The organism is Altererythrobacter chaiwopuensis, from assembly GCF_054957735.1.
In genome coordinates this window covers 477747-500877 of record NZ_JBTXJF010000001.1, presented here as the reverse complement: position 1 = coordinate 500877, position 23131 = coordinate 477747, and the positions used below count along the sequence as shown (strand labels likewise).

Here is a 23131-nt window from a genome sequence, read left to right as displayed (position 1 = left end):
ACTTGGGTGATCAGGGTAAAATGCCAGGCTATCAGCTGGTCGACATGGGGACGCGGGGCGAAGCCGCGATCCGCACCGCTTTCACCAACCAGGCCGCCTATTGCGAGCGGAACAGCGCGCCAATCACGGCCAAGGTCTGCAATGCAATTCTGGCAGCAGTGGAGGGGGACAAGAGCAACGCCCTGCTCGAACGGATTCGCGGCTGGGCCGGTGCACCGCTGGCTGATGCGTTGCCACTGCGCGTCGCTGGCGGGATCCATGCGTTATATCTTGCAGGCGAAGCGAGCGAACTGGCACCGATCTATCGCGGGCTACCGGTCAATGCTGATCCGATCGTTGAGGAAGTGATGCTGGTGCACGAGGCGCGGCTGTTGCCCTGGCTCGACAGCCCGCCGCAGACCAACGAGGCGGGGCGCTCAAGCAATTTCATTGCCGCCTTGCTATGGCTGGCAGGGCGGGGCTTGCCCGCACAGTTCGAATGTCTGGAGATCGGCTCAAGCGCGGGGATCAATTTGATGATCGACCGCTATGGCTATGACCTTGGCGGCGTGAAGGTGGGCCCTGACGCACCGGCGATGGCGTTCAAGCCCGGCTGGACAGGCAATCCGCCGCCCGATGTGCCGATCGGGCTATTGTCGCTCAAGGGATGCGACATAGCCCCGGTCGACCTGACGGACCCGGCGCAGGCGCTGCGGCTCAAGGCCTATATCTGGCCCGAACATACGATCCGCTTCGATCGGATGGAGGCGGCGATCGCGGCGGCAGAGCAGAGCAAACCTGATGTGCTCAAGATGGATGCAGCCGAGTTTGTCGAGGCGGAGTTGGCGAAGCCGCAGGCAGCGGGCACCACTCGCGTGCTGATGCATTCGATCGTGTGGCAATATGTACCCGAGGACCAACAGCAACGGGTGATTGCCGCGATGGAAGCGGCGGCAGGGCGAGCCACGCCCGATGCGCCGCTCGCCTGGATCGCTCTGGAAGCGAACCGCACGCTCCACCGGCATGAACTGCGCGTGCGCTATTGGCCGGGGGGCGAGGAGGAAACCCTGCTCGCCCGCGCGCATGCGCACGGCGCGGATATTGAATGGCTGGCGACCTAGGGTCCTGGCCCTAACTGGTTTTGCTCAGGAAATCTTCCATCGCCGCATTGACCTTGTCCGGCGCTTCCCACGGCACGAAATGCCCGCAATCGGGCACTTCGACCAAGGTCAACGAGTCAATCACATCCTCAAGGCCTTCGAGATTTTCGGGCGGCAGCGCCAAATCGTCCAACGCCCAGATCACCAGCGTCGGGATCGTCAGATTGGGCAGGGCAGGCGGGGTGTAGCCTTCGGGCACCGCGAACGGCACGTCCATCAACGGCACGTCAATCGGGCTGGCGCGGTAATAGTTGAGCATCCCGAATGCTGCCTCGGTATTCTTCCAGTCCTCCAGCAGCGCGGCGCGCTCTTCGGGTTCCATCGCGGAGGGGCGGTCCCATTTCACCGACTTCAACAACAGGCCGGTAAGCCCGTGTTCGCGCACCAGCTGGTCATTGGCAGTATCGCGGAAATCGCGGATATACTGGCTTGCTTCGCGCTGCTGGCGATTGGTGTAAAGCAATCGCTGGAACACCGCCGGATGCGGCGCATTGGCAATCACTGCGCGGGTTACGCGGCTGTGCTGGCCGCTCAGGGCAACGCCCCATGCAATCGCGCCGCCCCAATCGTGCCCGACGATGGTGAACTTCTCCACCCCCAGCGCATCGGCGAGCAGGAAAATGTCACCAATCAGCTTGTCGGGGGTGTAAGCCTCGACCTCCTGCGGCTTGGATGATCCGCGATAGCCGCGCTGGTCGGGCGCGATGCAGCGATAGACGCCTGAAAAGTGCTTGATCTGATGCCGCCATGTGCGGTGGCTTTCGGGAAAGCCGTGAAGGAAGATCAGCACCGGCGCGCTGCGCGGCCCCTCATCGACGACGTCGAGCTCGATACCGTTGGCGAGCGTGACCCGTTTCTGCTCCATCATCAGCTTTCTGCCTCCATTTTCTCGATATAGCCGGCGGCGACCATGCCCGCGACCTGGTCAAGCAATTGGTCTGGCGTGCGGCGCAGCTCGCCCATGGCTTCTTCCATGCCAGCCGCAACGATGATTTCGCGCTGATTGAGCACTACCGCATCGATCATGGCCTTGGCGGCATCGGCGGGCTGGATCCCCTCATCGATTACCTTGTCGCTGCGTCCGCGCCTGGTGCCATCGGCGGTCAGCGCATTGCGGCTGACATCGGTGGCGATCGACCCGGGATAGATCACGTGGACAGACACGCCTTTCTGGCTCAGCTCGGCGCGCAGTGCATCGGCATAGCCGGCAAGGCCAAACTTGGCCGCGCAATAGGCGGTCCGCATCGGCACGCCGACCTTGCCCGCGATCGAGGAAATGAACAGCAGATTGCCGCTGCCGCGCTCGGCCATATGCCCGATCAGCCCCTGCGCGAAGGCGATCTGTGCGGTGAGATCGATATCGATGATTTCGCGATAGACGCTCATATCGGTCTTCAGCGCTTGGCTGCGCTGCGACACACCGGCATTGGCGACCGCAATATCAACCCCGCCTTTCCATGCGATGGCATTGGCGGTTGCATCGGAAAGTGCGCTTTCATCGCGCACATCGAAGGGCAGCAGCAGCGCGTCACCGCAATCCGCAGCTACTTCGGCGAGGCGAGCCTCGTCGCGTCCGGACAGGATCAGGTGAGCGCCGCGGCTGGCCCATTCGCGCGCCAGCGCCGCTCCTATCCCTGACGATGCGCCCGTGATCCACACCACCTTGCCCGTGAAATCCATGCTTCTCTCTCCTCGGCGGCTTGCTCCGCGATTGTGTTAGTCAGTGCTGGTATTGGGCCGATCGGGCAGCGGTATCCACTCGTCTTCATCGCCCGGAACCTTGGGGAATCGCCCGGCATCCCAGTCTTCCCGGGCTTGCCGGATGCGATCCCGGCTTGAACTGACGAAGTTCCACCATGCGTGTCGCGGGCTGGAGAAGGCTTCGCCGCCGAGCAGCATGATCCGCCCGCCGTTTTCGCTCGACAGCACCATGTTGCGGCCCGGAGCCAGTACCGAAAGCTCGTATAGCCCCAGCGCCTGCCCATCGACGGAGGCTTCGCCGCCGACCAGCATCACCGCGCGCTCGTCGGCGCTGATCTCGATCGGCAGCGAGCCTCCCGGTGCCAGTACGATCTCGGCATAGATTGTGTCGGCATAGGTGGTGGTGGGTGCGCGCGTGCCCCATAGCTCGCCCATGATGACGATGGCCTTGGCGCAGCTGTCCTCGACTATCGGAAGGTCTTTCACCGCCTCGAAGGCAGGGTCGATCTCTTCGCGCCCATCAGGCAGCGCGAGCCAGGTCTGCATGCCGTAAAGCCTGGGGCCGGTGGCGCGTTCTTCCGCCGGTGAGCGCTCCGAATGGACGATACCTTTGCCCGCGGTCATCAGGTTCACCTGGCCCGGACGGATCGTGGAGAATGTGCCGAGGCTGTCGCGGTGATTGATCGCGCCTTCGAACAGCCATGTCACGGTAGCAAGGTTGATATGCGGATGCGGGCGCACATCCATACCAGTGCCGATGTCGAGCTGGCCCGGGCCGAACTCGTCGACGAAGATAAATGGGCCGACCATGGTCCGCTCGCGCTTTGGCAGCACGCGGCGCACCTCGAACTGGCCGAGATCGTGTGTGGTGGGGGAAATGGTTTGCTCGGTCATGTCACTCTCCCGGTGCCCGTGCCCTGATCGCCAGTGCGTGCACCCGCTGGCCGGGAATATCGCCCAGCGCGGCATTGACCATGCGCTGGCGCTGCAAGCGCGATACGCCCGCGAAGGCCGCGCTCTCAATCACAATGGTGAAATGTGATTCGCCGCTGCCGTCATCACCAGCATGGCCGCTGTGCCGCGCACTGTCATTGATCACTTCAAGGAAGGAAGGGGCGAGCGCTGCGCGCAGCAGGGTTTCGATTTCGTGGGCAACTGTTCCGTTCATATGGCTGAATTTGGGGCTTCCCATCCGGCTTGTCCATGCCCATCCTAAAAGAGTGAAGCAATCAAGGTTCCATGGACGATATGAGGATACGGGGCGCGTGTGCGAGTATCCGGCCTGCCAGGAGGCGGGCGAATTCCGCGCGCCTGGCTATCGTTCGAGCGGGTTTGACGGGCCGGGCCACTACCGCTGGTTCTGCCTTAAGCATGTGCGCGAATTCAATTCGGACTATGACTGGTTTGAGGGAATGAGCGCCGAGGAAATCCTCGAAGCCCAATCACCCGCAGCGGGCTGGAAGACCGAAAGCCCCAGTTTCCGCCCCACCGCCGGGGTCGACGGGATGCCGCGCTGGGCCGATTTCGACGATCCGCTTGATGCGATCAGTGCGCGGGTCAGCGGCATCAGGAGCCGCGCGGAGCGCGAAGCGCGCATGGCGCCGGGAAGTTTTGGGGACGGGCGCTTCAGCCGCGAAGAAGCTCATGCGCTGGGTACGATGGGGCTGGGGCTTGATACGGACCGGCGGCGGCTGCGCCAGCGTTATTCCGAACTCGTGCGCCGCTATCATCCTGATCGCAACGGTGGCGATCGCAAATACGAAAGCCGCCTTAACAGCGTTGTGGAGGCCTATCAGTTGTTACGCCGGAGCGCGGCCTTTTCCTGAGCCCCCGCTTCTATGAGAGCCCGAAGTGCGATCTGCCCGTGGCTCATCGCGACGGTGTAGAATGTGAACTTGGTCATGCTCTGCTCTTCTCGTCAGGCCTGCCCAACTCAATTCTGCTTGAACGCCCAGCGTAAGGTCTTGCCCATGCCCCAGGTCGCGGCGCGGGCGGGCAGGGCCGCGATTCCCGGGCGGGTCAAGCCCAGCATGGTCCGGGCGAATGGCGGGAGCATTTCAACCGCTTCGGCAGCCAGCATCGCCTGAAGGCCAGGCGGAGTGCCTGATGCACGCTGGGTCAACACCAGCCTCGCCACTTCGCGCGCTTCAGGTGAAGTGCGCAGGTCACTGCGCATATCGCGGAACAATTCCTCTGCCTCGTTGCGGTTGGTCGGCACCGGATCGGCACCCAGCGCGCGGGCGATCAGCGCGAACTGGCGGAAATATTCATCTTGCTCGTGGCCCGGCATGTCGGGGCGCACGTGGCGCTTGTAGGCAGCGAGGAAACTTGAGGCTTCGGTAACATGGACCCATGCCAGCGTGCGCGGAGTGGTGGCAGAATATGGCGTCCCGTCGGGCAAGGTGCCGGTGACCCTGGCGTGGATACGGTTAACCCGCTCTATGGCACTTTGTGCCTCGTCTCTGTGCCCGAAGGTGGTCACTGCGATGAAGCGCGCGGTGCGGCGCAGGCGGCCATGCATGTCCTCGCGAAAGTTCGAATGGTCGAGCACGCCCTGCAGCGCAGCTGGGTGGAGCATCTGTAGCAGCAGTGCCCTGATGCCGCCCACCATCATGCCTACAATATCGGCATGCACCATGCGGATCGGCGAGTTGCGCTTGAACAGCGCTTCGTCGGAAGGCGGCACAGGCTGCTGCCCGCCCGCCGTGTCATTGAACACGCCGCGCACCTGTTCGACCAGCTTGAGGCGAAATCGCTCGATCGGATCGGGTGACGACATGCGGCATGTCTACGCCACTGCCAGCTGCAACGCCAGCCAGGTTTGCAATAGGCGTTAGCGGCGTGAGACGCGGGCAGCGATCGTCGATACCGCGTGATCGAATTGATCCATGTCGCCTGCAGCGCGGGCAAGCAATTGTGCGCCTTGCAGTTGCGCCAGAATCGCCACGGCCTCGATCGCGGGGTCGCCGCTCACCGCGATACTCATGTCGCGGCGGCCCTTGAGCAAGGTCTGTTCGATCCACTGTGCAACCATCGAATTGGCGCGGGCGAGCATTTCGCGCATGTCGTCACAAACCAGTTCGCTGTCGCCCGCAAGGGCCGTGCACAGGCACAGGGCCTGCCCGGATCCAGTGGCTGCGCGATACATCTCGATCGCCCCCAACAAGGCTTGCCCGCCCAGCCGGCTCTGCTGATCGATCGCATCCAATTGTCGCGAGACCTGATCTGCATAACGGTCGAGAACTGCCAGCCCCAGATCTGCCTTGGTTGGAAAGTGGTGGTGGATACTCGCCTTCCGGATGCCAGCATCACGGGCGATATCGGCATAGCTGAAACCGCCATAGCCGCGGGTCCGCATGGCATTTTCGGCCAGATTTACGAGTGTTTCCCGAGTATCGCTCATACCTATCAACTAGTAGGTTGATTTCTGTCTTGCAAGAGCTATTACGCCGCAACCTACTAGTAGGTAGGATGATTCGGAATGACGAAGGACTGCTTATGCTGAAGATTTACGATGCCGAGAATTTCCCGAACCCCAAGCGGGTACGCCTGGCTCTGAGAGAGAAGGGCGCGCTCGACCAGGTCGAGTTCGTGCCTGTCGATGTCAAAGGCGGCGAACTGCGCACCCCAGTAATGCGGGCCAAGAACCCCGATGCCACGGTTCCATTCATGGAGCTGGAGGACGGTACCGTGATCGGGCGCTGCAATCCGATAATCGAATTCATCGATGCAACTTTCGACGGGCCCAGCCTGACAGGCGCAACCCCGCAGGAACGGGCACGCATCAGCGCAATCAATCTGCGTGTCGAGGAAGGCTTGCTCAATGCCGGGGCGGACTATTTCCACCACGCCACTGCCGGGCTTGGCCCCGATCTCGAAACCGACCAGGTTCCGGCCTGGGGCGAACGCCAGAAGCGCCGGGCCCAGGAGACTGCGCGCTACCTCAACGGAGTGCTGGCGGACCAGGAATACCTTGCAGGAGACAACTTCAGCGTGGCAGATATCACCGCATTCACCGGCGTCAGCCTGGCCGGCGCGCTGGGGCTGCTTCCTGACGAAGATCTGGCGCATCTTGACCGCTGGAAAGCCAAGGTCGCCGCCCGATACGAGAGTTGAGCAAGTGCGGATCAATGCGAATTTCGACATACCGGTTGGGGTGCAGGCAGGCTCGCTTGAGTGGCAGGCTTCGCCCATGGCCGGGGTCGATCGCCGCATGCTTGACCGGATCGGCGGGGAGGTGGCGCGAGCCACCTCCATTGTCCGATATGCGCCAGGCAGCCACTTCTCCGCTCACACACATGATGGCGGCGAGGAGTTCATCGTGCTGGAAGGGACTTTCCAGGACGAGCATGGCGACTATCCTGCCGGAACCTATGTCCGCAATCCTGTTGGCACGCAGCACGTCCCGCGTTCGGACCCTGGCTGCACCATCTTCGTGAAGCTGTGGCAATTCGATCCCGAAGACCGCGCGCAATTCGCGCTCGACCTGGGCGAACTTGCGCTCGCACCTGTTGCCGATGCGCCCGGGATAGCCCGGGCGATTCTGCACGAACGTGTTGATGAGCTGGTCTTGCTCGAACAGTGGGATGCAGGCACCACCCGCAGCTTCGATGCCCAGGGCGGTGCCGAGTTGCTGGTGCTGGAAGGTTCCGTCGAATGGCAGGGCCAGACTTATGGCAAGCATAGCTGGATTCGCCTGCCAGCCGATTGGCAGTGTAGAATTGTCGCAGGGCCCGAAGGCGCCCGGGTCTGGTTGAAGACCCGGCATCTCGCCCAATTGCGTATGCCCCCCGGCTGAAATTTGTCCCAATGCGGTGGACTATCGAAATAAGCGGGAAACACCTGCTTGCAGCCGCCATCGCTCCCGTCTAGGCGTCGCAAGTCATGGTAAGCTTGATGGAAACCGAATACGATGGGACGGGCAGGACGCTCATCCCGGAACCCGACACCACGATCGACGTGCGCGACACGTTTGGGATCGATGTCGACTGGCAAGTGCCTGCCTTCAGCCTGGCTGATGAGCGGGTGCCCGATATCGATCCGAACTATGTGTTCGATCCGGACACGACACTCGCGATCCTGGCGGGATTTGCGCACAATCGGCGCGTAATGGTGCAGGGCTATCACGGCACCGGAAAATCGACCCATATCGAACAGGTCGCTGCGCGGCTCAAATGGCCCAGCGTCCGCGTCAACCTTGATGCGCATATCAGCCGTATCGATCTTGTCGGACGCGATGCGATCGTGCTGCGCGACGGGCTGCAGGTGACCGAATTCAAGGAAGGCATCCTTCCCTGGGCGCTGCAGCATGCGGTGGCGTTGACCTTTGACGAATACGATGCCGGCCGGCCTGATGTCATGTTCGTGATCCAGCGCGTGCTCGAAACCGAAGGGCGCCTGACGCTGCTTGACCAGAACAAGGTCATCACACCAAACAAGTATTTCCGCCTGTTCGCCACCACCAACACGGTGGGCCTGGGCGACACCAGCGGGCTTTATCACGGTACGCAGGCGATCAACCAGGCTCAGATGGATCGTTGGAACATTGTGGTGGCGCTTAATTACCTTGCGCCCGAGGTCGAACAGCAGATCGTCAAGTCAAAGAGCCCGGACACTGATGACAAGACGATTGCCGACATGGTCAAAGTGGCCGATTTGACGCGCCAGGGCTTTATGAACGGAGATATATCGACCGTGATGAGCCCGCGCACGGTGATGACCTGGGCGCAGAATGCCGAGATATTCAAGTCGGTTGGCTTTGCGTTCCGCCTCAGCTTCCTCAATAAATGCGACGAAGCGGAGCGGACTCTGGTGAGCGAATATTACCAGCGTGTGTTCGACGAGGAACTGCCGGAAAGCGCCGCGAAAAAACCCTGACGCACAGGTTCCGCGCCGCCATAACCAGAAATTGCTCGCCATTACTGTGTTAATCGCTTAACACAGCCACCATGTTTGCCTGGCTTCGAACACCTCGTCGAACCAAGAGCGCGCGCGAGCGGTTCGATGAAAATCGGCCTGAAGCCGGTTTTTACGCGACGGAAGACCCCTATGGTAGCGCGCTTGATGAGTTTGACGAACAATTTGACTGGGAACCGGGCCGCAAGCGAGCGCGCATGCGGAGCTGGCGCTTCTGGAATCGCAAGCATGCACCAGGCACAATCCGTTTCGGCGAAAGCTGGGACGAGCCGCAGACCCGATGGTGGCAGCCGGCGCATTGGCGCGGGCGGCAGAGGCGCTGGTGGGCGGTGCGGATTGTTGCGGCACTGCTCGCGCTGTTCATCGCGCTGGTTGCATGGCTGGCGATAACCGCGCCGCTCAGCAAATCGCTCGAGCCGATCGCGCCGCCGCAGATCACCTTGCTCGCTTCTGACGGAACGCCGATCGCGCGCAGTGGAGCCTCGGTCGATGCACCGGTCGAAGTCAGCCAACTACCAGATCATGTCGTGGGCGCGTTCCTGGCGATCGAGGACCGCCGCTTCTACGACCATTGGGGCGTGGACCCACGCGGATTGGCCCGGGCGGCATGGTCGAATGCCACTGGCGGCCCGACCCAGGGCGGCAGCACCATCACCCAGCAGCTTGCCAAGTTCACATTCCTCACACCCAGGCAAACGCTGACCCGCAAGGCGCGCGAGATGCTGATCGCCTTCTGGCTGGAGGCATGGCTAAGCAAGGACGATATCCTCTCGCGCTATCTCTCCAATGCCTATTTCGGCGACAACCAATATGGACTGCGCGCGGCCAGCCTGCATTACTTCTATCGCCAGCCAGAGAATCTGCGGCCCGAGCAAGCCGCTATGCTGGCGGGCCTGCTCAAGGCACCATCGCGGCTCGCGCCGACCCGAAATTATGACCTGGCTGAAGATCGCATGCGGCTGGTGCTCGCGGCGATGGCCGAAGAGGGGTATATCACCGGCGCGCGCGCAGCTTCTTTGCGCGCGCCGCGGCTTGACGTCCGCAATCGCGACCGATTGCCAACGGGCACCTATTTCGCCGACTGGGCGCTGCCGATCGCCCGCGCGAATACGGAAACGAGCTATTCCAGGCAGACTATCACCACAACGCTTGACGCGCGCTTGCAAGGCTTGGCGGGTCGGGTGATCGCGCGCGCGCCTCTGGGCAAGGCACAGGTGGCGCTGGTGGCGATGCGGCCCAATGGCGAGGTTGTGGCGATGGTGGGCGGCAAGGATTACGCCAATTCCCCGTTCAATCGCGCCACCCAGGCGCGCCGCCAGCCCGGCTCGACCTTCAAGCTGTTCGTCTATCTCACCGCGCTCGAATCGGGCATGAAGCCGAACGACCGGATCGACAATTCTTCGATTGAGGAAGGTTCCTATCGGCCCAGGAATTCAAGCGAGCGTTATTCAGACACGATCACGCTTGAGGACGCGTTTGCCCGATCGAGCAATGTTGCGGCCGTGCGGCTGCTCAATCAGCTGGGCAGCGACCGGGTGATTGCAACTGCGCGAAGGCTTGGCGTGACATCCGACTTGCCCGAAGGTGATCCAAGCCTGGCGTTGGGCACTTCAACCATGACGCTGCTTGAATTGACTAGCGCCTATGCGGCGGTGGCAGGCAATGCCTATCCGGTCGAACCGCATGCGTTCCCGCGCGAGGAGCAGGGCTGGTTCGAATGGCTGTTTGACGGTCAATCGCGCTTTTCCGACCGCACACATCGCGGGATGGAACAGCTGCTGCGAAGCGCGATCAATCGCGGCACGGGCAAGGCGGCGATGCTGGCCGGGCCCAATTTCGGCAAGACCGGCACGACCCAGGATCATCGCGATGCGCTATTCGTTGGCTATGCCGGCGGGTTGGTGGTGGGCGTGTGGATCGGGAACGACGATAATTCGCCTCTCGGCGGGATTTCGGGCGGCGGATTGCCCGCGCGGATCTGGCGCGATTTCATGCGCGGCGCGATTGCCGGAAGCGAAACAGTTGCGCCGGTTGAACGACCCGATCCCGAGGGGCCGATACGCCCGCTGGATATTGACGAAATTCGCGAAATTCCGATCGACGGGAACGGCTCGACGCTTTCGGTCGAGCAGGACCAACTCAGGGTCGTGACAGAGATTGAAGGCAAGCCGATTGAGCTTCGCCTGACCGAAGATGGGCTGGCGGTCGAACCTGCGGAGCGTTAGCCCTCGCGATCAGCCATGAGGATATTCATCACGGCGGTGGCGATTGGGCGCTCTTGATCATCCTGCCACGCCTCTACCGAGACATTGGCATTGCGCCGCCCAAGCCGGGTGATGCGCCCTTTGGCATAACTCGGCTTCTGCTTGCCCGCGCTCAGGAACTGCACGGTGATGTTGATCGGCTTGAGCTGCGGGTCGCGGCTTTCAGTCTGGAGCCGAGCCCGCAACACGGCATAGCCAGCGGTTTCGAGCAGCCCGCTGATCGCGCCGCCATGCAATGCGCCGGGGCGCCCCTCCACGATATTGCTGAATTCCACCACCAGTACCGGCGCGCCGTCCACCTCGCCATGCACGGAAATGCCGAGCGAGCGCGCATATGCCGTGAGATACCGTTCCATGTCAGTTGTGGGCGGCAATGCGCGGATCCCTCGCGATGGTCATGAAAACGCCCGCCATGCTCGCCACTGGGTCATCCGGGTCGCCGTCATGCGCGATCCCGCGCACGAAGGCCGCCGAGCGAGTGCGGCGATAGCATTCGACCCTGCCCTTAACTGCGCTGCGTTCGCGCGCGGGGCGTTGATAATCGACCCTCAGATCGAGCGTAGCCACTGGAGTGAAAATTTTGCTGGCGGTCCAGATGCTCATGCCTGAGGCCATGTCGAGCAAGCTGATGATCGGCCCGGATGCAAGTACGTGACGATCCTCCTCGCCCAGCAAATCCTCGCGCCAGGGCAGCTCCAGCTCAACCCAGTCCTCGCCGTGATCGCTGTATCGCAAGCCAAGCCAGCCGGAATGGCCGTGGCGAAACAGGAACTTGGCGGATTCTGCCGGATCGAAGGGAGGGAGAGGGGCGGACATCAACATCGACCCTGCCTTTGGACCTTAGCGATTACAATACTCTAATTTCGGCGGTGAGATCGATGTATCCACTGTTCCAGCGGCGCGGCGGCGCGCGATGCATTTTGGCGCGAGGCCGGACTGCCGGTGTTCCTGATGCTGGAGAGGGTTGCGCAAACGAAACGCGCAGCGCTCGTCGAAAGCGGCTAAAACGAATTCCCTGCCAGCGCGTCGATCGCGCCTTGCAGGATCACAGCGGCGGCATGACTGTCGATCTTCGCGGCACGTTTGGCGCGGCTGATGTCCTGCCCGATCATTGCGGCTTCAGCACTCTGGGTTGACCAGCGTTCATCCCAAAGAAGTATCGGCAGGGAAAATGCCTCTGCCAGATTGCGGGCATAGGCGCGGCTCGCCTGCGCGCGCGGCCCCTCGCTGCCGTCCATATTGCGCGGCAGGCCGATCACGATTCCGGCAATGCCTCGCTCGCTTATCAAGGCGGCGAGCGCTTCGCGGTCGCGCCCGAACTTGCCGCGGGGCAGGGTTTTACCAGCGGTGGCAAAGCGCCACCCGGCGTCACAGGTTGCAATTCCGATTGTCTTGGTGCCGAGATCGATCCCGAGCAGCGCCCCGCCATCAGGCAAGGCCTCGCGCAGCCCGGCCGCGCTGTCAGCGATCAAGGCCTCGCCGCCCATGCCTGCACACGCTGCGCCACATCAGCCTGCACATTGGCCCAGAACAGCGGGATGTCATAGACGTGGTAATTGTTGCCGGGCAGGACATAGCGGCCCAATTCGGGCGGATCGCCGATCAGCAGCAAGCCGCGCTCGTCGCAGCGGGCAGGGACGGCGCGCGGCAGCAATTCGCCATCGCTAAAGTCGCCCTTTGGCTTGAGCGTGCCAAGATTGCGTTCCGCCGGTGCAGATTTCTGGGCACCTCCAGTCAGGGGATTGGTGCAAAGTATCGCGCTGTTTCCTCGCGCCGCGCCGTCAAACCCGGTGGATTTGGCATAGGTATCGAGCACAGCCGAGGGATCGGCGGGCTCCGCAAAGCTCGACCAGCTCATCACACAACCAGCCTGGTCGGGCGCGCTGCACGCGGGAAGGCCGAGCGATGGCAGGTCATGTGCCACTGAAATTGGCCAGCCGATGACATAGGCGGCGGCGACCCGATCAGCGAGTGGCTGGCCCGCCACCTGTTCGCGCAGTAGCCGCATCAGGTGCAGCGCGCCCTGGCTATGCCCGGTGAGGACTATCGGCTGTTCGGGATCAATCGACCCGATGAATTCGGCAAAAGCCGCCGCGACATCAGCATAGGCCAGATCGAGCGCCTGATGCGCCGCCGCTTCATCAGTCAGGAAGGCACCCATGGTCGCCTGGCGATAACGCGGTGCCCAGATCTCGTTCGCCCGGTTGAAGGGGCTGGCCATGCCGCGCACATAGATGCGCGCAACCCGCTCGGCTTCCTCGTCACCTAACGGAGCGTTCCAGTTCGAACGGTTGAGATAGCTGGTCGGATGGATGAAAAAGACCGCGAAATCGGGCAGGGCAGGATCAGCCGGAGACGGCAGGCTCATACGCTCGCCGGCATAGCCAGGTTGCCAGCGCGCCGCATTCTCTGCCAAGCCGGGATGCGCGAACCACATTGCCGCATCGGAATAGGCAGTCTTTGCCAGGGGTTGCTGTTCGACGAATTCGGTCGAAGGCACCAGCGCCAGCGTGGTCAATTCCTGCGCCCATATGCGCAGTACCAGTAGCGCAGCGATCAGCAGGACTATGATCGCGGCAATTACATAGAGGAATTTCTTTGCCACTCGACCTACTCGGTTGCGTCGTCGCGCTCCGCTATGGCCGGGCGCAGTGTTGTCCAGGCGCGATTTCCGCGCAGGCTTTCATACCAGCTGACCGGGTTCCAGCTTGTAGAACCGTCGAGCGAGAAAGTGATGAATTCAGCGCGGCCGCCGATGTTCTCGAGCGGGACCGGGCCCATCAGCCCGCGCGGGCTGTAGAGCTCGCGGCTGTCGGCGGAATGATCGCGATTGTCCCCCATCACGAAAACATGGCCTTCGGGGATCGTCATTTCCTCGAAATTGTCGAGCGGCTGGTTTTCGAGATTGTCGATCACCAGGTAGCTTGCGCCATTGGGGAGCGTCTCGCGATAGGCGGGCATCTCGTAATATTGTTTTCCGTCGGCTTCGCGCACCAGATAGTTGGTGAAGGCCGAAAGACAGGGCGAACCTTCGCATAGCAGTTCCGGCTCGAAGGGTATTTTGATCGCAGGCACGACCTCGCGTTCGACCGGGGTGCCGTTGAGGATGATCCGCCCGTCGCGCACGGCGATGCGGTCGCCCGGCAGCGCCACCACACGCTTGATATAGTCTTCATCGCGCACCGGGTGCACCGGGATCACGATGTCGCCATATTCAGGAGTATCTGCCCAGATGCGCCATTCGCTGCGCGGCATCAGGTGGAAGCTTACCGACGCCCAGCTCCAGCCATAGGGATATTTGCTCACCACAAGCCGGTCACCCACATAAAGCGCCGGCATCATCGAGGTGGAGGGGATGTAGAACGGCTTGGCAACCAGACTGTGAAAGGCAAGCACCGCCAGCAACATCAACGCAAGGCCGCGCAGCTCGGCGATCCAGTTGACCTTGGTTTCCTGGTCCTTGCTGTTTTCTTTGTCGTTTGTGTTCACTGTGTTGGTGCCGGTCTGCATAGTCAAAGGGGCCGCGCTTCGATGATGACATAGGCCTGAGCCCATGGATGATCGTCGGTGAGGGTGAGATGAATGAGCGCCTCATGGCCATGCGGCGTCAATTGCGCAAGCCGAATCGCGGCACCGCCAGCCAGCGCCAGCGTGGGCGCCCCCGAGGGGGCATTGATCACGCCGATATCCCTCATGAACACGCCGTGCCTGAAGCCCGTACCAACCGCCTTGCTGAAGGCCTCTTTCGCGGCGAAGCGCTTGGCATAGGTGCCCGCGATGGTGAAAGGGCGGCGGCGCGCCTTGGCGCGTTCGATTTCCGTAAACACGCGATTCTCGAAGCGTTCGCCATAGCGATCAAGCGAATTGGCGATCCGTTCGATATTGCAGAGATCCGATCCGAGCCCGATAATCATGCGATTTTCACCAGCATTGCGATAAACAGCGTCAGTGCGATCCAGTGCAGCAGCACCTGCGCCTTGACGAGATAGTGCGCCGAATCGCCCTTTGCCATCTTCAGCGTGCTGCCATAGCCAAACAGCTGAAGCAGCAGCCAGCCGGTGGCGAACAGCACCAGCACCTGCCGACTAATCGCAAAGCCAAGCAATGCGATGCTCAGAAGGAACGGGATCACGCCCGCAATTGCCCAGCCAAGCTGGGCGCTGCTCGGCTCCCCTGCGCTGCTCACCGCGCGTCATCCATCAGCTGTCGCATTCGGCGCACGGCATTTTCCATGCCCACGAACACTGCTTCGCCTATCAAGTAATGCCCGATGTTCAGTTCCGCGAGTTGGGGGATCGCAGCGATCGGCTGGACATTCTCATATGTGAGCCCGTGCCCGGCATGGGGCTCGATGCCGTTCTTGGCAGCCAGTGCGGCCATATCGGCGATGCGCTTGACTTCGCGAGCCATCTTCTCGCTGTCGCCATCAAGATGCGCATGTGCATATTCACCGGTGTGAAATTCGACCACGGGTGCGCTCAGCCGCAGCGCGGCGTCAAGCTGCCGCTCGTTCGCTTCGATGAACAGGCTGACGCGGATGCCCGCATCGGCGAGTCGCGTGACGATCGGGGCAAGCTGATTGTGCAGGCCGGCTGCATCAAGACCGCCCTCGGTGGTGCGTTCCTCGCGCTTTTCGGGCACGATGCAGGCGGCATGCGGCTTGTGCCGAAGCGCGATCTCCAGCATTTCCTCGGTCGCCGCCATCTCCAGATTGAGCGGCAGATCGGTCGCGGCCTGGATTCGAACAAGGTCTTCGTCGCGGATATGGCGCCGGTCCTCGCGCAGATGCGCCGTGATGCCGTCACCGCCCACTTGTGCCACGATTTCTGCCGCACGCACCGGATCGGGGTGATCGCCCCCGCGCGCGTTGCGGATCGTGGCGACATGATCGATGTTTACACCGAGCCGCAGCCGGCCGGGATTGAGCACGCTTGCCATGGCTAAGCGCGGCTTCCCGGCTTGCTTACGGGCATCGCAGCAAGTTCTTGCGGCAATTCGTCCTCCGCATAGGTGGGGAAGTTGAGTGCCACCAGCGGGATGAAGGGCACGCCCAGATCCACTTCGCCGCCCGAACGATCGACCAGCGCAACCTCGGCGATTACTTCGCCGCCTTCCTCACCCACTGCGGCGATCGCCTCGCGGCTGGAAAGGCCGGTAGTGACCACGTCTTCCACCATCAGAACTTTCGCGCCCGGCTCCAGCGCGAACCCCCGGCGTAGTTGGAATCTGCCATCCGGCCGTTCGAGGAACAGTGCGTCCTTGCCCAGTGCGCGGCCCATTTCATGTCCGATGATGATTCCGCCCATCGCGGGCGAAACAACCACATCCACCTTGCTGCGAATCTCGCGTGGCAATTTTTGCGCCAATGCCAGCGCCAGCCGGCCGCCGCGCTCCGGATTCATCAACACACGCGCGCATTGCAGGTAATGTGCACTGTGCCGCCCGGAAGAGAGCTTGAAATGCCCTTCCAGCAACGCGCCGCAGCTGCGGAATTCGGACAGCACCTCGTCTTCAGTCATGTGTGATTTATCCACCTATCTTGCGCTGATTGCGCCGGGATCACCCGGTCTTGCGTATTTTTCTCCCTAGAAGCGCTTGAGACAGGGGGCAAGCGCGCCTATAGGGCCGGTCAATCTCGGCGTTCATGCTGGGTGTTTGGGTTGGCTGGAGTGGTCTGGCATTTGCGGACTGCAGGGCAACAGGGCACGAGAGAAGCGGGAAACGTCAGACAAATGGTTTTGGGTCAAACAGGCCGCCACGCCTTTTCATTTATGGTTATGTTCGCGCTTGCCGTAATGCTGGCATTCGCGCCGCGCGCTGCGCTGGCACAGGACGAAGCGGCAGCTTCCGAGGTTGCTGCGGCTGAAACTGCGGCAGCGTATACGCCGATGGCACCGACTGAAGGCAAGGGCATGCCGGTCGACGGGCGGCTCGGCTTCCAGGACCAGTTTTCGCCCAATGGCGATTATGCATTGTGGATGCACGATTTGATCCTGCTGCCGATCATCACGGTGATCAGCCTGTTCGTGCTGGGGCTGCTGCTGTTCGTGATCGCGCGCTACAATCGCCGCACTAACCCCAGCCCTTCGAAGACGACCCATAACACCATGATCGAAGTGGTGTGGACCGTTGTTCCCGTGATGGTGCTGCTGGTGATCGCGATCCCGTCAATCCAGCTGCTCGCGCGCCAGTTCGAATCGCCGCCGGAAGATGCGGTGACGGTGAAGGTGACCGGATACCAGTGGTATTGGGGCTATTCCTACCCAGACAATGGCGATTTCGAAGTTATCTCGAACATGCTGACGGCGGAAGACGCCGTTGCCGCCGGTGAGCCTTACCAGCTCGCGGTCGACAAACGCATGGTGGTCCCGGCGAACACGCCGCTGCGTATCCAGACGACTGCGGCGGACGTGATCCACTCTTTCGCCGTGCCCAGCCTGTGGTTCAAGCTTGATGCCGTGCCAGGACGACTCAATGAAAAGCAGCTGCTGATCAAGGAACCGGGCGTCTATTACGGCCAGTGTTCCGAGCTGTGCGGTGCGCGCCACGGCTTCATGCCGATCGCGGTTGAAGCTTTGCCGCGCGATGAGTGGGAGGCATGGGTCCGCGAGCAGGGCGGCACCATTCCGGGCGAGGAAGCGGTCGAGGCACCTGCCGAAGACGCTGCTGACCCAGCGCCCGCCGCCTGAAGAAATTGAATTAGCCAGAGAGTATCAGAACGATGGCCACCACCGCAGAAGGTTTCACCGCTCCCCATGCAGATCATGGGCATGGTGCGGATCACAAGCCGGGCTTTTTCGCCCGCTGGTTCATGTCGACCAATCACAAGGATATCGGCACGCTATATCTCGTCTTTGCAATTTTTGCAGGGATCATAGGCGGCGCCATTTCGGGCGTGATGCGCATGGAGCTGGCCGAGCCGGGTATCCAGCACCTCGGGTTCTGGGTCGATCTGCTCGGCGGCGATGCCACTTCGATGGATGCGAACTACCACATGTGGAACGTGTTCATCACTGCGCACGGCCTGATCATGGTGTTCTTCATGGTCATGCCGGCGATGATCGGCGGCTTCGGCAACTGGTTTGTTCCGCTGATGATCGGCGCGCCGGACATGGCCTTCCCGCGCATGAACAATATTTCGTTCTGGCTGACCGTGGCTGGTTTCTGCAGCCTGCTTTTCTCCATGTTCGTGCCAGGCGGCACGGGTGTGGGGGCGGGTGTAGGCTGGACGGTCTATGCGCCGCTTTCCACCACCGGTTCGCAGGGCCCGGCAGTCGACTTCGCGATCTTCTCGCTCCACCTCGCGGGCGCTGGCTCGATCCTTGGGGCGACGAACTTCATCACCACCATCTTCAACATGCGCGCGCCGGGCATGACGCTGCACAAGATGCCGCTGTTCGTGTGGTCGGTGCTGGTCACTGCATTCCTGCTGCTGCTGGCGCTGCCGGTGTTGGCTGCGGCGATCACCATGCTGATCACCGATCGCAATTTCGGCACGACCTTCTTTGACCCGGCCGGCGGCGGCGATCCGATCCTTTACCAGCACTTGTTCTGGTTCTTCGGGCACCCTGAAGTCTATATCATGATCCTGCCGGGCTTCGGCATGGTCAGCCAGATCGTGGCAACGTTCAGCCGCAAGCCGGTGTTCGGCTATCTCGGCATGGCCTATGCCATGGTCGCGATCGGTGTGGTTGGCTTCATCGTGTGGGCGCACCACATGTATACGGTCGGCCTGGACGTGAACACCAAGATGTATTTCACCGCGGCCACGATGGTGATCGCAGTGCCGACAGGCGTGAAGATCTTCAGCTGGGTTGCGACCATGTGGGGCGGCAGCCTGGAGTTCAAATCGCCCATGGTCTGGGCGCTGGGCTTCATCTTCCTGTTCACCGTTGGCGGTGTGACCGGCGTTGTGCTGGCCAATGGCGGCATCGACGACAATCTGCATGACACCTATTATGTGGTTGCCCACTTCCACTATGTGCTGTCGATGGGCGCGGTGTTCTCGCTCTTCGCCGGCTTCTATTACTGGTTCCCGAAGATGAGCGGCCGGATGCATTCCGAACTGCTGGCTCACTTGCACTTCTGGGGCTTCTTCGTGGGCGTGAACGTGATCTTCTTCCCGCAGCACTTCCTGGGGATGCAGGGCATGCCGCGCCGTTATCCGGATTACACGGCGGCCTATAGCTATTGGAACGAGATCTCGTCCTATGGCTATTGGATCATGGCCGGCTCGATGGTGCTGTTCTTTGCCAACCTTGCCTATGCCTTCCTGGCCGGGCGCAAGGCGGAAGACAATTACTGGGGCGAAGGCGCGACCACGCTTGAGTGGACGCTCTCCAGCCCGCCGCCGTTCCACCAGTTCGAAACGCTGCCGGTGATCGAGGATCACCACGATTACCACGATCACCGCCCGGCGTAAGATTGAGATACCGCCAGGCGCAAACCCCCATCGGGGCACGCACAAAATAAAGGGGGCGTGCCGCAAGGTGCGCCCCCCAATGCAAGAGCCAGGCCCGGCTTTGAGTGAGACACGCAAGCAATGACTGCCATAACCGCAACAGTACTGCCGGCCGATTGGCGCGATTTCCTCGCGCTGACCAAGCCGGGCGTGATGCGGCTGGTGATCTTCACCGGCCTGTGCGGGTTGTTGGCGGCTCCCGGCAGCATTCATCCTGTGATCGGCTTTACCGCGATCCTGTGCATTGCGCTGGGCGCGGGTGGTTCTGCCGTGATCAACCAGTGGTGGGAAGCTGAGATTGATGCGGGGATGAAGCGGACTGCCAATCGCCCACTGCCCGCAGGCCGCATGCACCCCACTGACGCGCGTGATTTCGGCATCGCCATGTCGGCGGCATCGGTTGCGATCATGGGGCTGGCCGTGGGCTGGCTGGCTGCGAGTATCCTGGCGGTGGCGATCGTCTATTACGCCGTGCTTTACACCATGTGGCTGAAGCCGCGCACGCCGCAGAATATCGTGATCGGCGGCGGTGCCGGCGCCTTTCCGCCCATGATCGGCTGGGTTGCGGTAACCGGCGATATCACCGCGATGCCGCTGCTGCTGTTCGCGATCATCTTTTTCTGGACCCCGCCGCATTTCTGGGCGCTCGCGCTGTTCGTGAAGTCAGACTATGCCAAGGTCGGCATTCCGATGATGCCGGTGGTGGCCGGTGAGCGCACTACCCGCCGCCACATCCTGGCCTACTCGATACTGCTGGTGCCGATTGCTGCGGCACCATGGATGATCGGCGGAACGGGCGCGATCTATGGCGTTTGCGCGCTGGCGCTCTCGCTGGCGTTTCTGGCGCTTTGTGTGCCGGTTGCGTTCCGTTCGGCCACCGAAGGCGACACGATGAAGCCGGAAAAGCGCCTCTTCGCTTACAGCATTCTCTATCTCTTCGCACTTTTCGCGGCGCTAGTTGTCGATGCGCTGGTGCGCCAGCAGGGATGGTTCGCATGACACCCGAAGAAGAAGCCGAGATCCGCCGCCGCCAGAAGGCGCGCAATTACGCTCTCGGGGGCGTGCTGCTGTTTCTGGCTGTGCTGTTTTATGCGATCACCATTGTGAGAATGGGAGATTGATCCTGTGAGTGCCACATCCACTCCATCGCTTGATCAGAAGAACCTGCGTACCGGCATTTATGCCTTCATGGGCGCGCTGGCGATGCTGGGCATGGGCTATGCCGCAGTGCCCCTATATGATCTGTTCTGCCGGGTTACCGGATTTGGCGGAACCACGCAGCGAGCCAGCGATGCTGACGCCGCTGCGGCAGAGCGCCAGGCGCAGGCAATCGGCGGCAAGACGATTTCGATCCGCTTCGACGCCTCGGTGGCGCGCGACGTGCCGTGGACTTTCCACCCGTCGCAAAGCACTGACACTGTCCAGATCGGCGTGCGTGACATGGCAACCTATGTGGCCAGGAACAACAGCAGCGTCCCGATCACAGGAACCGCAACATTCAATGTCGAGCCTGAGCAGGCAGGTCGATATTTCAACAAGATCCAGTGCTTCTGCTTTACGGAGCAAACTTTGCAGCCGGGCGAAGAGGTGCATATGCCGGTGCTCTACTATGTCGATCCGGCAGCGCTGGAGGATGAGAACATGAAGGGTGTCGAACAGATTACCCTGAGCTATACTTTCCATCGGGCGATCAAGCCCCAAGAGTGATAACTGGAACCAAGCCTCTGGACCCGGTGGATCGGGCTGGGTAAGGGCCCAAGCAGAAAGTAACAGGACGCATTTGTCATGGCTGGTACGAAGAACCACGATTACCACATTCTCGAGCCCGATATCTGGCCGCTGATCGGCTCGATTTCGGCCCTCACGTTCACCACTGGCATGGTGCTGTTCATGCACCCCGAAACCTTTGGCACGGCAGGCAAGATCGTGCTGGGCCTGGGCGTTGCCGGGCTGATTGCGACGTTCTTCAGCTGGTTCAGCAATATCGTGAGGGAAGCCCAGGGCGGCGATCACACCCCGGTGGTTCAGCTGCACATGCGCTATGGCATGATCCTGTTCATTGCTTCGGAAGTGATGTTCTTCGTCGGCTGGTTCTGGGCGTTTTTCGACTTCGCACTGTTCCCTGCTCCGATCATGGTGGGCGAGGACGGGCTGGTGGCCAGCCTGTTCGGCCAGGACGGCGAAGCGGCAGCGCGCACCTTCCCCGCAGCGGGCATCGAGGTGCTCAACGCCTTCCAGCTTCCGCTGCTCAACACGCTCATCCTGCTGTGCTCGGGCACGACCGTAACATGGGCGCACCATGCGCTGATTCATGGCGATCGCGAGGGGTTGAAGCAGGGGCTGTGGGCCACGATACTGTTGGGCGTGCTGTTCACGTCGATCCAGGCTTATGAGTATGCGATCGCGCCGTTTGCCTTTGGCACCAACACCTATGGTTCGGCCTTCTACATGGCGACCGGCTTCCACGGCTTCCACGTGCTGATTGGTACGATTTTCCTCATCGTCTGCCTGGTGCGGGCCTATGCCGGCCACTTCACGCCGCGCCAGCATTTCGGCTTCGAAGCGGCCGCGTGGTACTGGCACTTCGTTGACGTGGTGTGGCTGTTCCTGTTCGTCGCAGTCTATATCTGGGGCGGCTGGGGCGCACCGGTCCACTGATGGAACAGGGCGCAAGCTCTGAAAAATCGAAGGGGCAGCCCGGTATTGGCCAGGCTGCCCTTTTCGGTTTGTGCCCGCGTTGCGGAGAGAAGACTCTGTTCGCCGGGCCAGTCAAATTTGCCGACAAGTGCGAGTCCTGCGGGCTGGACTACAATCGCTTCAATGTAGGCGATGGGCCGGCAGGATTCCTCACCCTTATCATTGGCGCGCTGATGGTGGGGCTGGCGATCTGGCTGGATATCGCCGTCAGCCCGCCTTTCTGGGTGCACGCCTTGATCTGGATACCGCTAACCATTGCAGCGGTAACCGGGGGGCTGCGCGTGTCCAAGGCTGCGCTCTTGGCGGCGGAGTTCCGCAATAATGCACGCGAAGCTGGGAGCCGCAAACTTTGAATCTGCGCCAGCTTCCCGTTCTTCCGACCATAATCGTGGTGGCTGCCGCGGCCATCATGGTGGCACTGGGCATTTGGCAGTTGGGCCGCGCTGAGGAAAAGGGCGCCTTGATCGCGCATTACGAGGCGGTCTCAACCGAAGCGGGCCGGGTCGATTGGCCGATGAATGACGAAGAAGCAGCCCAGCGCCTCTATCGTTTCGCCTTTGTCGATTGCACTCAGGTGCTCGCCCGCCGGACTGCGGCAGCCACTTCGTCCGAAGCCGTAAAGGGCCTTGCGCAGATTGCCACCTGCAGGCTCGCAAATGGCCGCGAAGCCGATATTGCCCTGGGCTTCACGAAGGAGCCAGTCGAGGGAGGCTGGCAAGGCGGCGAGATCCAGGGGATCATCGCGCCCGGCCCGCGGCTCGTCGCCATGCCGCCGGTTGCAGGGCTTGAGCCGCTGGCCGCACCCGATCCGCGCGATCTGCCCAACAATCATCTGGCTTATGCCGGACAGTGGTTCTTCTTCGCGCTCACTGCGCTGGTGATCTACGCCCTGGCGATCCGCAAACGGATCAGGTCAAAGGCTTGAGGGCGCCCAAGTTCCATTTGCTTGCCCT

Annotated in this window: 29 protein-coding genes; 14 read left to right on the top strand and 15 right to left on the bottom strand. The window is 61.8% G+C overall.

The window, feature by feature from the left end:
* Positions 1-2 precede the first annotated feature (2 nt).
* Positions 3-1100, top strand: a complete 1098-nt coding sequence (locus ACX3VQ_RS02540; RefSeq protein WP_462579375.1) for a DUF2332 domain-containing protein — start codon at positions 3-5, stop codon at positions 1098-1100.
* A 10-nt stretch (positions 1101-1110) separates the two neighbouring features.
* On the opposite strand, the gene ACX3VQ_RS02535 is transcribed toward ACX3VQ_RS02540, so the two are convergent.
* Genes ACX3VQ_RS02535 through ACX3VQ_RS02520 form a run of 4 tightly spaced genes read right to left on the bottom strand, consistent with a single transcriptional unit; the run spans position 1111 to position 4008 of the window.
* On the bottom strand, positions 1111-2007 hold the full coding sequence (locus ACX3VQ_RS02535) for an alpha/beta fold hydrolase (RefSeq protein ID WP_462579374.1): 897 nt from the start codon (positions 2005-2007) through the stop codon (positions 1111-1113).
* Entirely contained in the window at positions 2007-2819 is an 813-nt protein-coding gene (locus tag ACX3VQ_RS02530) for an SDR family NAD(P)-dependent oxidoreductase (RefSeq protein ID WP_462579373.1), read from the bottom strand. Before ACX3VQ_RS02530 ends, ACX3VQ_RS02535 begins: the two co-directional genes overlap by 1 nt.
* 36 nt (positions 2820-2855) lie before the next feature.
* Positions 2856-3734 (bottom strand): pirin family protein, encoded by an 879-nt coding sequence (locus ACX3VQ_RS02525; protein ID WP_462579372.1) that lies wholly within the window; start codon positions 3732-3734, stop codon positions 2856-2858.
* Between the two features lies 1 nt (position 3735).
* On the bottom strand, positions 3736-4008 hold the full coding sequence (locus ACX3VQ_RS02520) for a BolA family protein (RefSeq protein ID WP_462571713.1): 273 nt from the start codon (positions 4006-4008) through the stop codon (positions 3736-3738).
* A gap of 52 nt (positions 4009-4060) precedes the next feature.
* On the opposite strand from ACX3VQ_RS02520, the gene ACX3VQ_RS02515 reads away from it, so the two are divergent.
* A complete protein-coding gene (locus ACX3VQ_RS02515) occupies positions 4061-4666 on the top strand; it encodes a DnaJ domain-containing protein (protein ID WP_462579371.1) in 606 nt (201 codons plus the stop codon).
* 107 nt (positions 4667-4773) lie between these two features.
* On the opposite strand, the gene ACX3VQ_RS02510 is transcribed toward ACX3VQ_RS02515, so the two are convergent.
* Entirely contained in the window at positions 4774-5619 is an 846-nt protein-coding gene (locus tag ACX3VQ_RS02510) for an oxygenase MpaB family protein (protein ID WP_462579370.1), read from the bottom strand.
* A gap of 54 nt (positions 5620-5673) precedes the next feature.
* On the bottom strand, positions 5674-6243 hold the full coding sequence (locus ACX3VQ_RS02505; RefSeq protein WP_462571717.1) for a TetR/AcrR family transcriptional regulator: 570 nt from the start codon (positions 6241-6243) through the stop codon (positions 5674-5676).
* 95 nt (positions 6244-6338) lie between these two features.
* On the opposite strand from ACX3VQ_RS02505, the gene ACX3VQ_RS02500 reads away from it, so the two are divergent.
* The 4 genes from ACX3VQ_RS02500 (at position 6339) to ACX3VQ_RS02485 (ending at position 10981) form a co-directional block, all read left to right on the top strand.
* Positions 6339-6956 carry a glutathione S-transferase N-terminal domain-containing protein gene (locus tag ACX3VQ_RS02500; protein WP_462579369.1) on the top strand — a complete coding sequence of 206 codons (618 nt, stop codon included), beginning with the start codon at positions 6339-6341 and terminating at the stop codon, positions 6954-6956.
* Positions 6957-6960: 4 nt separating this feature from the next.
* Positions 6961-7638 (top strand): cupin domain-containing protein, encoded by a 678-nt coding sequence (locus ACX3VQ_RS02495; RefSeq protein WP_462579368.1) that lies wholly within the window; start codon positions 6961-6963, stop codon positions 7636-7638.
* Between the two features lie 86 nt (positions 7639-7724).
* On the top strand, positions 7725-8717 hold the full coding sequence (cobS, locus tag ACX3VQ_RS02490) for a cobaltochelatase subunit CobS (RefSeq protein WP_462579367.1): 993 nt from the start codon (positions 7725-7727) through the stop codon (positions 8715-8717).
* A 71-nt stretch (positions 8718-8788) separates the two neighbouring features.
* Positions 8789-10981, top strand: coding sequence for a transglycosylase domain-containing protein (locus tag ACX3VQ_RS02485; RefSeq protein ID WP_462579366.1), 2193 nt, complete (start codon positions 8789-8791; stop codon positions 10979-10981).
* On the opposite strand, the gene ACX3VQ_RS02480 is transcribed toward ACX3VQ_RS02485, so the two are convergent.
* The 9 genes from ACX3VQ_RS02480 to pyrE form a co-directional block, all read right to left on the bottom strand.
* Positions 10978-11376: a PaaI family thioesterase gene (locus ACX3VQ_RS02480; protein ID WP_462579365.1), complete on the bottom strand. Its 399-nt coding sequence runs from the start codon at positions 11374-11376 to the stop codon at positions 10978-10980. The two genes, ACX3VQ_RS02485 and ACX3VQ_RS02480, sit on opposite strands and share 4 nt — an antisense overlap.
* A 1-nt stretch (position 11377) precedes the next feature.
* A complete protein-coding gene (locus ACX3VQ_RS02475; RefSeq protein WP_462579364.1) occupies positions 11378-11836 on the bottom strand; it encodes a PaaI family thioesterase in 459 nt (152 codons plus the stop codon).
* Between the two features lie 185 nt (positions 11837-12021).
* Positions 12022-12507 (bottom strand): Holliday junction resolvase RuvX, encoded by a 486-nt coding sequence (ruvX, locus tag ACX3VQ_RS02470; RefSeq protein ID WP_462579363.1) that lies wholly within the window; start codon positions 12505-12507, stop codon positions 12022-12024.
* Positions 12489-13625, bottom strand: a complete 1137-nt coding sequence (locus ACX3VQ_RS02465) for a DUF3089 domain-containing protein (protein WP_462579361.1) — start codon at positions 13623-13625, stop codon at positions 12489-12491. The genes ruvX and ACX3VQ_RS02465 overlap by 19 nt, the downstream gene beginning before the upstream one ends.
* Positions 13626-13630: 5 nt before the next feature.
* Complete coding sequence (gene lepB / locus ACX3VQ_RS02460; protein WP_462571727.1) at positions 13631-14509, bottom strand: signal peptidase I; 879 nt, start codon at positions 14507-14509, stop codon at positions 13631-13633.
* Between the two features lie 23 nt (positions 14510-14532).
* The gene (gene acpS / locus ACX3VQ_RS02455) at positions 14533-14934 is read right to left on the bottom strand and encodes a holo-ACP synthase (protein WP_462571728.1); all 402 of its coding nucleotides are present in this window, start codon (positions 14932-14934) and stop codon (positions 14533-14535) included.
* Positions 14931-15206 carry a pyridoxal phosphate biosynthetic protein gene (locus tag ACX3VQ_RS02450; protein ID WP_462579359.1) on the bottom strand — a complete coding sequence of 92 codons (276 nt, stop codon included), beginning with the start codon at positions 15204-15206 and terminating at the stop codon, positions 14931-14933. Before ACX3VQ_RS02450 ends, acpS begins: the two co-directional genes overlap by 4 nt.
* Positions 15203-15958, bottom strand: coding sequence for a pyridoxine 5'-phosphate synthase (locus tag ACX3VQ_RS02445; RefSeq protein WP_462579358.1), 756 nt, complete (start codon positions 15956-15958; stop codon positions 15203-15205). Before ACX3VQ_RS02445 ends, ACX3VQ_RS02450 begins: the two co-directional genes overlap by 4 nt.
* A 2-nt stretch (positions 15959-15960) precedes the next feature.
* Positions 15961-16539, bottom strand: coding sequence for an orotate phosphoribosyltransferase (gene pyrE, locus ACX3VQ_RS02440; protein ID WP_462571731.1), 579 nt, complete (start codon positions 16537-16539; stop codon positions 15961-15963).
* Positions 16540-16791: 252 nt separating this feature from the next.
* Here pyrE and coxB point away from each other — a divergent pair, with 252 nt between their 5' ends.
* The 8 genes from coxB to ACX3VQ_RS02400 all read left to right on the top strand — a co-directional run bounded on the left by coxB (position 16792) and on the right by ACX3VQ_RS02400 (position 23103).
* Positions 16792-17709: a cytochrome c oxidase subunit II gene (gene coxB / locus ACX3VQ_RS02435; protein ID WP_462579357.1), complete on the top strand. Its 918-nt coding sequence runs from the start codon at positions 16792-16794 to the stop codon at positions 17707-17709.
* Positions 17710-17741: 32 nt separating this feature from the next.
* Positions 17742-19442: a cytochrome c oxidase subunit I gene (ctaD, locus tag ACX3VQ_RS02430; RefSeq protein WP_462571733.1), complete on the top strand. Its 1701-nt coding sequence runs from the start codon at positions 17742-17744 to the stop codon at positions 19440-19442.
* 120 nt (positions 19443-19562) lie between these two features.
* Complete coding sequence (locus ACX3VQ_RS02425) at positions 19563-20480, top strand: heme o synthase (RefSeq protein WP_462579356.1); 918 nt, start codon at positions 19563-19565, stop codon at positions 20478-20480.
* Positions 20477-20602, top strand: a complete 126-nt coding sequence (locus ACX3VQ_RS02420; protein ID WP_462571735.1) for a hypothetical protein — start codon at positions 20477-20479, stop codon at positions 20600-20602. The genes ACX3VQ_RS02425 and ACX3VQ_RS02420 overlap by 4 nt, the downstream gene beginning before the upstream one ends.
* Before the next feature lie 4 nt (positions 20603-20606).
* On the top strand, positions 20607-21188 hold the full coding sequence (locus ACX3VQ_RS02415; protein ID WP_462579354.1) for a cytochrome c oxidase assembly protein: 582 nt from the start codon (positions 20607-20609) through the stop codon (positions 21186-21188).
* A gap of 78 nt (positions 21189-21266) precedes the next feature.
* Complete coding sequence (locus ACX3VQ_RS02410) at positions 21267-22139, top strand: cytochrome c oxidase subunit 3 (protein ID WP_462571737.1); 873 nt, start codon at positions 21267-21269, stop codon at positions 22137-22139.
* A complete protein-coding gene (locus tag ACX3VQ_RS02405; protein ID WP_462579353.1) occupies positions 22139-22531 on the top strand; it encodes a DUF983 domain-containing protein in 393 nt (130 codons plus the stop codon). Before ACX3VQ_RS02410 ends, ACX3VQ_RS02405 begins: the two co-directional genes overlap by 1 nt.
* 38 nt (positions 22532-22569) lie before the next feature.
* On the top strand, positions 22570-23103 hold the full coding sequence (locus ACX3VQ_RS02400) for an SURF1 family cytochrome oxidase biogenesis protein (protein ID WP_462579352.1): 534 nt from the start codon (positions 22570-22572) through the stop codon (positions 23101-23103).
* Positions 23104-23131 lie beyond the last annotated feature (28 nt).